Annotated in this window: 7 protein-coding genes; 6 read left to right on the top strand and 1 reads right to left on the bottom strand. The window is 68.9% G+C overall.

Translation table 11 applies throughout. From position 1 onward, the window contains the following. Positions 1-367: 367 nt before the first annotated feature. Entirely contained in the window at positions 368-1,651 is a 1,284-nt protein-coding gene (locus CFP71_RS41080) for an aminotransferase-like domain-containing protein (protein WP_093939286.1), read from the bottom strand. Between the two features lie 164 nt (positions 1,652-1,815). Here CFP71_RS41080 and CFP71_RS41075 point away from each other — a divergent pair, with 164 nt between their 5' ends. From CFP71_RS41075 to CFP71_RS41050, 6 genes are all read left to right on the top strand, one after another. Then, on the top strand, positions 1,816-2,646 hold the full coding sequence (locus CFP71_RS41075; RefSeq protein ID WP_093939285.1) for an alpha/beta fold hydrolase: 831 nt from the start codon (positions 1,816-1,818) through the stop codon (positions 2,644-2,646). Next, complete coding sequence (locus tag CFP71_RS41070) at positions 2,643-4,376, top strand: amino acid adenylation domain-containing protein (protein WP_093939284.1); 1,734 nt, start codon at positions 2,643-2,645, stop codon at positions 4,374-4,376. Before CFP71_RS41075 ends, CFP71_RS41070 begins: the two co-directional genes overlap by 4 nt. 14 nt (positions 4,377-4,390) lie before the next feature. Next, entirely contained in the window at positions 4,391-5,581 is a 1,191-nt protein-coding gene (locus tag CFP71_RS41065) for a cytochrome P450 (protein ID WP_093939283.1), read from the top strand. Positions 5,582-5,691: 110 nt separating this feature from the next. Continuing rightward, a complete protein-coding gene (gene hppD / locus CFP71_RS41060; RefSeq protein ID WP_093939282.1) occupies positions 5,692-6,750 on the top strand; it encodes a 4-hydroxyphenylpyruvate dioxygenase in 1,059 nt (352 codons plus the stop codon). Further along, the gene (locus tag CFP71_RS41055) at positions 6,747-7,823 is read left to right on the top strand and encodes an alpha-hydroxy acid oxidase (protein WP_093939281.1); all 1,077 of its coding nucleotides are present in this window, start codon (positions 6,747-6,749) and stop codon (positions 7,821-7,823) included. Before hppD ends, CFP71_RS41055 begins: the two co-directional genes overlap by 4 nt. 27 nt (positions 7,824-7,850) lie before the next feature. After that, positions 7,851-9,200 (top strand): cation:proton antiporter, encoded by a 1,350-nt coding sequence (locus CFP71_RS41050; protein WP_093939280.1) that lies wholly within the window; start codon positions 7,851-7,853, stop codon positions 9,198-9,200. The last annotated feature ends 89 nt before the right edge of the window (positions 9,201-9,289 follow it).

Raw genomic sequence — 9,289 nt, 5'->3', positions numbered from 1 at the left:
CGCACGGCGCTCCCGGCGACGTCCTCGCCGGGAGCGTCACCCAGGCGGGCTGGCGTCCGCCGACACTGCTTCCGCGGTGACTTCGGCCAGCGGCTTCGCTCTCTGGCCGCGTCGCAAGGTCCGTGAAGGCCTCCTTACCTACCCTCAAGGTAGTAAAGGAGGCCTTCACTCCTTGGGCGCCGCCCGAGGTGGAGACGTGTCGCGAAAGCCACTTTCACAACGTTGAAGGTTGCGAAAGTGGCTTTCGCAACACCCCCTCCTGCCGGACCCGCCTTCCCGCGTCCCGCGCGTTCGCCCAAGTACATGAAGGCCCCCTTCACTGCGCCTAGCGCAATGAAGGGGGCCTTCATGTACCTCGGAGGCAAGCTCAGAGGCGCGAAGTGATCAGGTCGGCGAGCCGGGAGACGCCCTCTTCGATCAGTTCCGGCGTCAGCAGGCTGATCGACAGCCGGAGCTGGTGGAACCCGCCCTTGCCGCCGTAGAAGTGGTGCATCGGGGTGAACAGCACGCCGTGGTCGCGGGCCGAGATCTCCAGCAGTTCGTCGTCGACGACGAACGGCACCGTGACGGTGACGAAGAACCCGCCCGTCGGCGTGTTCCACGAAACCCCGGAACACGTGCCGAGCCTGCGCTTGAGCTCGCCCAGCGTGAGGTGCAGATTGCGTTGGTAGATGGCGATTTCCCGCTCGTTGGCCTTGGTCAGGCTGAAATCGTTGAGCAGGAGCTTCCCGGCGATCACCGCCTGCGCGATGGGGGAGGTGTTCACCGTGAGCATGCCCTTGAGCTTCGAAAGCTGGTCGGCGTACAGGCCGCCGTCGGCCATCCGCTGATCCGCCACCGCGAAACCGACCCGGGCACCGGGCATACCGCTCTTGGCGAAGGAACCGAGATAGACCACGGATCCCGACCGGTCGAGGGATTTGAGCGAGGGAAGCCGCTCCGCCCCGAACAGCCCGTACGCGTTGTCCTCCAGTAGCAGGATTCCGTGCGCCTCGGCGACGTCGAGGAGCCGGTGCCGGGACGGCAGATCCATGCTGGTGCCGGTGGGGTTGGCGAAGTTGGGGGTCACGTAACAGGCCCGGACCCGCTTGCCCTGTTCGTCGGCCCGCTTCAGCTGGAGAACGAGGTCGTCCGGGTCGATGCCGTTCTCGTTCGACCGGACCGGCCAGACGGGGGTGTCGGTCAGCAGCGCCGCCCCGGTCAGGCCGACGTAGGTGGGCGCGGGCGCGAGCAGCACGTCCCGTTCGCTCGCGCGGAGCGTGCGCAGGACCAGGAACATGGCCTCCTGCGCGCCGACGGTGACGACCACGGATTCGGGAGTGGCGTCGATGTGCTCGTCCTCGGCGAGATTGCGCGCGATGAGGTCGGCGATGACACCCTTGGTGGTGCCGTATTGGAAGAGGGTGCGGGTGACCCCCGCCTCGTCCATTTTCCGATCGTCGCGCAGATGCGCGCAATAGGCGTCGAGATACTCGTGAATGAGTCGGATGTCGAAGAACTCTTCGTACGGCCGGCCTGCCGCCATGGAAATGGCCACAGGGTATTCGTCGATCAGTTCGTTCAGCAGATTCATCGACGAGATGGCCGGATCGGTGAGCGATCCGTGCAGCGTTTCCACGTTCAAGTGAGTGGACAGACCGTTTGAATCCATGAATACTAGGATTTCCATACGCCGTTCAGGTGTCAAGAGAGTCCGTGGACGCCCGGGGTCATTCCCGTTTCCCGGACGAGCTCTGGGGCGTCCATGCCGAATAGTTCGGACACTCGATCTCCGAAGGTACGGTCGGCTTCGCGCCATTCTCCGGGAGGAGCATCATGCTGATGACAACCGAGAACGGGATCCGGTTGTCCTACAACGACTTCGGTGACGGTCCGCCGGTCCTGTTGCTGACCGGCACCGGTGCGCCGAGCTCGGTGTGGGATCTGTATCAGGTACCCGCGCTCCGCGCCGCCGGTTTCCGCGTGATCACCATGGACAATCGCGGGATTCCGCCGAGCGACGACGGTGCGGGCGGATTCACCATCGAAGACCTCGTCGCGGACGTCGCCGCGTTGATCGACTACCTCGACGCGATGCCCTGCCGGGTGATCGGCACGTCGATGGGTTCGTACATCGCGCAGGAGCTGGCACTCGCTTGTCCGGAGCTGGTGGACTCGGTCCTGTTGATGGCCGCCTGCGGCAAGAGCAGTCTCGTCCAGCGTGTGCTCGCGGAAGGCGAGGCGAAGCTGATCGAGCAGGGCACCGAGCTGCCGCCGGGCTTCCTCGCCGCGATCCGCGCCATGCACAACCTGGGCCCCGCGACACTCGCCGACGACGACCTCACCGGAGACTGGCTCGACCTGTTCGAGGCGGCGGGCCCCTGGGGGCCCGGGGTCCGGGCGCAGCTGTTGCTGAGCGCGTTGCCTGACCGGCTCGAGGCCTACCGCGCGATCAAGGTGCCGTGCCACGTCGTCTCTTTCGAGCACGACCTCGTGGCGCCACCGGCCGCCGGACTGGAGCTGGCCTCCGCGATCCCCGGCGCGACCTTCCGCACGGTTCCCGGCTGCGGGCACTTCGGCTACCTGGAGAACCCGGAGGCGGTGAACCGGGAGCTGATCCGGTTCCTCCGCACCGAATCCCGCGAGACACTGGGGGAAACCGCATGACCGTCCTTTCGGCGGCCACCACACCGGCCCTGTTCGAGGCGACCGCGGCCGTGCTGCCGGATCGGCCCGCGGTGGCGATGGACTCGACAACGCTCACGTATGCCGAGTTGAACGGCGAAGCCAACCGGCTCGCCCGAAGGCTCGTGGCGCACGGGGTCGGCCCGGAGGGGCTGGTCGCGCTGGCCATGCCGAGGTCGATCGAGTTCGTCGTCGCGATCCTGGCCGTGCACAAGGCGGGCGCCGCGTACGTGCCCGTCGATCCGGACTATCCGGAGGAACGCAAACGGCACATGCTGGACGACACGGCGGCCCAGTGCCTGCTGCGCCTGCCCGGCCAGGACGTGACCGGTGCGCCCGTGATCCTCGACGTGGAACGGGAACCGGGCCGGGCCGGGCCGAACCTGGACGACCGAGACAGGCTTTCGCCGCTGCTTCCCGACCACCCCGCGTACGTCATCTACACCTCGGGCTCGACGGGGAAGCCGAAGGGCGTGCTGGTCACGCACCGCGGGATCCCGAACCTGGCCGACGATTACGTGCGCCGTCAGAAGCTGGTGCCGTCCAGCAGGTTGCTGGCCTTCGCGTCGCCCAGTTTCGACGCCGCGGTCGCCGAGTTCTGGCCGATCTGGCAGGCCGGCGGCTGCCTGGTGCTGGCGTCCGCGCCGGACCTCGTCCCGGGCGAACCGCTCGGCAGGCTGGTGCGCGATCAGGGCATCACCCACGTCACGCTGCCGCCGTCCGCGCTGGCCCCGCTGGAGGAGGCCGGTGGTCTGCCCACGGGGCTGACCCTGCTGGTCGCGGGGGAGGCGTGCCCCGCGCCGGTCGCGAAACGCTGGGCCACGGACCGCGTGATGATCAACGCGTACGGCCCGACGGAGGTCACCGTCGCGGTGACCGCCAGCGAGCCGCTGACCGGTGAGGACACCCCGCCGATCGGCAGGCCCATCACCGGCGTCCGGACCTACGTGTTGGACGATCTGCTGCGGCCCGTCCCGGACGGGGAAGAGGGCGAGCTGTACACGGTGGGCCCCGGTCTGGCCCGCGGTTACCTCCGGAGAGCGGCCGCGACCGCGGAGCGGTTCCTGCCGGATCCGTTCGGCGGGCCGGGTGGCCGCATGTACCGCACCGGCGACCGCGTGCGGAGGCGCCAGGACGGTCAGTACGTCTTCGTCGGCCGGGTCGACGACCAGCTGAAGGTGCGCGGCCACCGGATCGAGCCGGGTGAGGTCGAGGCCGCGTTGCTCGCGGTGGACGGCGTCGCCCAGGCGGTCGTGACCGAACACGAAAACCGGCTCGTCGCCTACGTGGTCGGCGCCGCCGGCGCGCGGGTGCACGCCGAGCACCTGCTGCCGCCGCTGAAGAAGCGGCTGCCCGCGTACCTGGTGCCCGACGTCGTCGTCGGCCTGCCGAGCCTGCCGGTCTCGCCGAACGGCAAACTCGACCGGGTCGCCCTGCCCACGCCCGAAGAGGAGCACGCCGGACGCGCGGCGGGCCGGGCACCGCTCACCCCCACCGAGATCATCCTGGCCGAGCTGTTCGCCGAAGTGCTCGGCGTCAGCAGCGTCGGTGTCGAGGACAGCTTCTTCGAAATCGGCGGTCACTCGCTGCTCGCGACCCGGCTGGTGAGCCGGATCCGCGAGCGCCTGAAGATCCGGCTGCGGGTGCAGGCCTTCTTCGACGCGCCGACGGTGGCGCGGCTCGCCAAGGTCCTCGACGGCGCTCACCCCTGACCTGGAGACCATTCATGCGGACGACGGCAGCCGTCGATCTAGGCGACCCCGATCTGTACACCACCTTGGACCGGCACCACCGCTGGCGCGAACTCGCGCTGGAAGACGCGATGGTGTGGAGTGAGCCGGGCAGTTCGCCCGGCGGCTTCTGGTCCGTGTTCTCGCACCAGGCGTGCGCCGCGGTGCTCGCGCCGTCGGCGCCGTTCACCTCCGAATACGGGATGATGATCGGTTTCGACCGCGACCATCCCGACAACTCGGGCGGCCAGATGATGGTGGTCTCCGAACAGGAGCAGCACCGCAAACTGCGCAAGCTGGTCGGGCCGCTGCTGTCGAGGGCGTCCGCGCGGAAACTGTCGGAGCGGGTGCGGACAGAGGTGCGCGGCGTGCTCGACCGGGCGCTCGACGGCGAGGTATGCGACGTCGCCGCGGCGATCGGCCCGCGCATCCCCGCCGCCGTGGTCTGCGAGATCCTCGGCGTTCCGGTCGAAGACCAGGACATGCTCATCGACCTGACCAACCACGCTTTCGGCGGTGAGGACGAACTGTTCGACGGGATGACGCCGCGTCAGGCGCATACCGAGATCCTCGTCTACTTCGACGAACTCGTCGGCGCGCGCCGCGAAAGCCCCGGCGAAGACCTCGTCAGCACGTTGCTGTCCGACGACAGCCTCTCGATCGACGATGTGGTCCTCAATTGCGACAACGTGTTGATCGGCGGCAACGAGACCACCCGGCACGCGATCACCGGCGCGGTGCACGCTTTCGCGACGGTGCCGGGTCTTCTCTCGGCCGTCCGGGACGGCGGCGCGGACGTCGACACCGTCGTGGACGAGGTGCTGCGCTGGACCTCGCCCGCGATGCACGTGCTCCGCGTGTCCACCGGCGAGGTCACGATCAACGGCCGCGACCTGGCACCCGGCACCCCGGTGGTCGCGTGGCTTCCCGCCGCGAACCGGGATCCCGCCGTCTTCGACGATCCCGACACGTTCCGGCCGGACCGGAAACCGAACCGCCACATCGCCTTCGGCCACGGAATGCACCACTGTCTCGGCTCCGCGCTCGCGCGGATCGAACTGGCGGTCGTGCTGCGCGAGGTGGCCGAACGAGTGTCCCGGGTGGACCTGGTTCGGGAGCCGTCGTGGTTGCGCGCGGTCGTCGTGCAGGGATACCGGGAACTCCCGGTGCGGTTCGCCGGACGCTGAGCGCGAATCCGTCCTCTGTGGACGGAGGTGTCAAGCGGACACCATTGAAGCGCAATTGGCTTCGCGTCATCCTGTGATCGAGGATTACATCTATTCCACGGAGGAATGTCTTGTCTTCTCACGAAACCACACAGAATTTCGAGATCGAGTACGTGGAAATGTACGTGGCCAACCTGGAGGTGGCCGCGTCCGGCTGGATGGACAAGTACGACTTCTCCGTCGCCGCCACCGACCGGTCCGCCGACCACCGGAGCGTGACGCTGCGGCACGCCGAGATCGCCCTGGTCCTCACCGAGCCGCTGTCCGACCGGCACCCCGGTGCGACGTACCTGCAGACCCACGGTGAAGGCGTGGCCGACATCGCGCTGCGCACGACCGACGTGGCCGCCGCCTTCGAGATCGCGGTGAAGGCCGGCGCGGAAGCCGTCCGCGAGCCGGGGAAGCGCGCGGACTCGGTCGTCACGGCCACGGTCAGCGGTTTCGGCGACGTCGTGCACACGCTGATCCAGCGTGACGACGTCGAGGAGGCGCCGGCGGCCTTCCGCGGCAGGGGCGGCGTCGACCTGAACCTCATCGACCACTTCGCGGTTTGCCTCAACGCCGGAGATCTCGGCCCCACGGTGGCGTTCTACGAGCGCGCCCTCGGGTTCAAGCAGATCTTCGAGGAGCACATCGTGGTCGGTTCCCAGGCGATGAACTCCACCGTCGTGCAGAGCGCTTCGGGGGCGGTCACCCTCACCCTGATCGAGCCCGACAAGACCGCCGACCCGGGCCAGATCGACGACTTCATCAAGGAGCACCACGGGGCGGGCATCCAGCACATCGCCTTCACCAGCCCGGACGCGGTCCGCGCGGTCAAGGAGCTTTCCGGGCGCGGCGTGGAATTCCTGAAGACCCCGGACACCTACTACGACCTGCTCGGCGAGCGGATCGAGCTGGAAACGCACTCCCTCGACGACCTGCGGGAGACGAAACTGCTCGCCGACGAGGACCACGGCGGCCAGCTGTTCCAGATCTTCACCGCCTCCACGCATCCGCGCAAGACGATCTTCTTCGAGATCATCGAGCGGCAGGGCGCGGGAACGTTCGGCAGCTCGAACATCAAGGCCCTGTACGAAGCCGTCGAGCTGGAGCGGACCGGGCAGAGCAACGGCCCCGCCCGCCGATGACCCACCTCTCCCTGCACGACCTCGAACGGGCCGCGCGCGCTGTCCTTCCCGGCGAGATCTGGGATTTCCTCGCCGGGGGCAGCGGCACGGAGGCATCGCTGGAGGCCAACCGCGCCGCGCTCGAACGGATCTTCGTGATCCCCCGGATGTTGCGTGATCTGACCGATGCCACCGTCGAGGCCGAGGTTCTCGGCCGGCGCGCCGCGCTGCCCGTGGCGGTCGCGCCGGTCGCGTACCAGCGGTTGTTCCATCCGGAAGGCGAGCTCGCCGCGGCTCGCGCGGCGCGCGACGCCGGGGTGCCGTACACGATCTGCACGCTGAGCAGCGTCCCGCTGGAGGAGATCGCGGCCGTCGGCGGGCGGCCGTGGTTCCAGCTGTACTGGCTGCGTGACGAGAAGCGGTCCCTGGAGCTCGTCCGCCGCGCGGAGGAAGCCGGCTGCGAGGCGATCGTGTTCACCGTGGACGTGCCCTGGATGGGGCGCCGCTTGCGGGACATGCGGAACGGCTTCGCGCTGCCGGAATCGGTGACCGCGGCCAACTTCGACGCCGGAGCGGCCGCGCACCGCCGTACCAGCGGAAGCTCGGCCGTCGCCGACCACACCGCGCGCGAATTCGCCGCCGCCACTTGGGAATCCGTCGAGGCCGTCCGCGCGCAGACGAACCTTCCGGTGGTGCTCAAAGGGATCCTCGCGGTCGAGGACGCCGCTCGCGCCGTCGACGCGGGCGTCGCCGGAATCGTGGTGTCCAACCACGGAGGCCGTCAGTTGGACGGCGCCGTACCGGGGGCCGAAATGCTCGGCGAGATCGTCGACGCGGTCTCGGGCGGCTGCGAAGTACTGCTGGACGGAGGGATCCGGTCCGGCGGGGACATCCTGAAGGCGCTCGCGCTGGGCGCGTCGGCCGTGCTGGTCGGGCGGCCGGTGATGTGGGGGCTGGCCTCGGCGGGCCAGGACGGCGCGCGGCAGGCGCTGGACCTGCTCGCCGTCGAACTCCGGAACGCGCTGGGCCTGGCAGGCTGCGACTCGGCGAGCGCGGCGCGGCGGCTGAACACACGGGTCACCCGGTACGGCTGATCTTCCGATCTTTCCCGAAGGAGGAAGGTGCTTCTCTCGCTTCCCGCGCCGGTCGCCCCGATCGCCGCGCACAGTCTCCTGCTCTTCTTGCTCCAGGTCGGTTTGCTGCTCCTGCTCGCGGTGGCCTTCGGACGGCTGGCCGCCCGGTTCGGGATGCCCGCGGTCGTCGGCGAGCTGGTCGTCGGGGTGCTCCTCGGTCCGTCGTTGCTGGCCTGGGCGGCGCCGGGGCTGCACGGCTGGCTGTTCCCGGCCGTCGCCGAGCAGTTCCACCTCCTCGACGCCGTCGGGCAGATCGGGGTCATCCTGCTGGTCGGTTTCACCGGCATGCAGATGGACATGGGCCTGCTCCGCCGACGGCGCGCCGCGGCCGCCGGCGTGGGACTCGGCGGGCTGATCGTTCCTCTCGGGCTGGGAATCGGCGCGGGCTACGTACTGCCCAAGGTGCTAGTGCCCGAAGGCACGGACATCACCGTCTTCGCGCTCTTCCTCGGTGTGGCGCTGTGCGTCAGCGCCATCCCGGTCATCGCCAAGACCCTGATGGACATGAAGCTGCTGCACCGCAACGTCGGGCAGCTCACCCTCGCCGCCGGTGCGATCGAGGACGCCTTCGGCTGGTTCATGCTTTCCATCGTCAGCGCGATGGCCGTCACCGCCGTGTCGGCGGGCGCCGTGCTCCTCTCGCTCGGCTACCTGATCGGCGTCCTCGTCTTCGCGTTCACCATCGGCAGGCCACTCGTCCGGGGCGTGTTGCGCACCGCGGCCAGATCCGACGGCCCCGGGCTCACCGTCTCCGCCGCCGTCGTCCTGATACTCCTGGCCTCGGCCGGGACGCAGGCCCTCGGTCTGGAAGCGATCTTCGGGGCTTTCCTCTGCGGCATCCTGATCAGCACGGCGGGCAAGGTCGACCCGGTCAAGCTCGCTCCACTGCGGACGGTCGTCCTGTCGGTCTTCGCGCCGATCTTCTTCGCCACGGCCGGATTGCGGATGGACCTCACCGCGCTGATCCGCCCGCAGGTGCTGCTCACCGGGCTGGCGGTGCTCGCGCTGGCCATCATCGGCAAGTTCGTCGGCGCGTACGCCGGGGCGCGGCTCAGCGGCCTGAACAAATGGGAAGGGCTGGCGCTCGGCGCCGGGCTGAACGCGCGCGGCGTCATCGAAATCGTGGTGGCCATGGTCGGCCTGCGGCTCGGCATCCTCAGCGTGGAGATCTACACGATCGTCATCCTCGTCGCGATCGTCACTTCGCTGATGGCCCCGCCGATCCTGCGGTTCGCGATGAAGCGGCTGGAGCAGACGGCCGAGGAAGAGGTGCGGGAGAGCGAGCACCGGGCGTGGACCACGCCATCGGCGAAGAGTGGGCAGGAACAGCCCCTCTAGGGTGTCGCGAAAGCCACTTTCGCAACGTCGAAGGTTGCGAAAGTGGCTTTCGCAACGCTTCCGCCCCGTCGCCCTCGCCCTCGCCCTCG

This window comes from Amycolatopsis thailandensis, assembly GCF_002234405.1.
Taxonomy (GTDB): Bacteria; Actinomycetota; Actinomycetes; order Mycobacteriales; family Pseudonocardiaceae; genus Amycolatopsis; species Amycolatopsis thailandensis.
The sequence above is the reverse complement of the archived record's forward strand: the minus strand, read 5'-3'. Positions and strand labels throughout refer to the sequence as shown.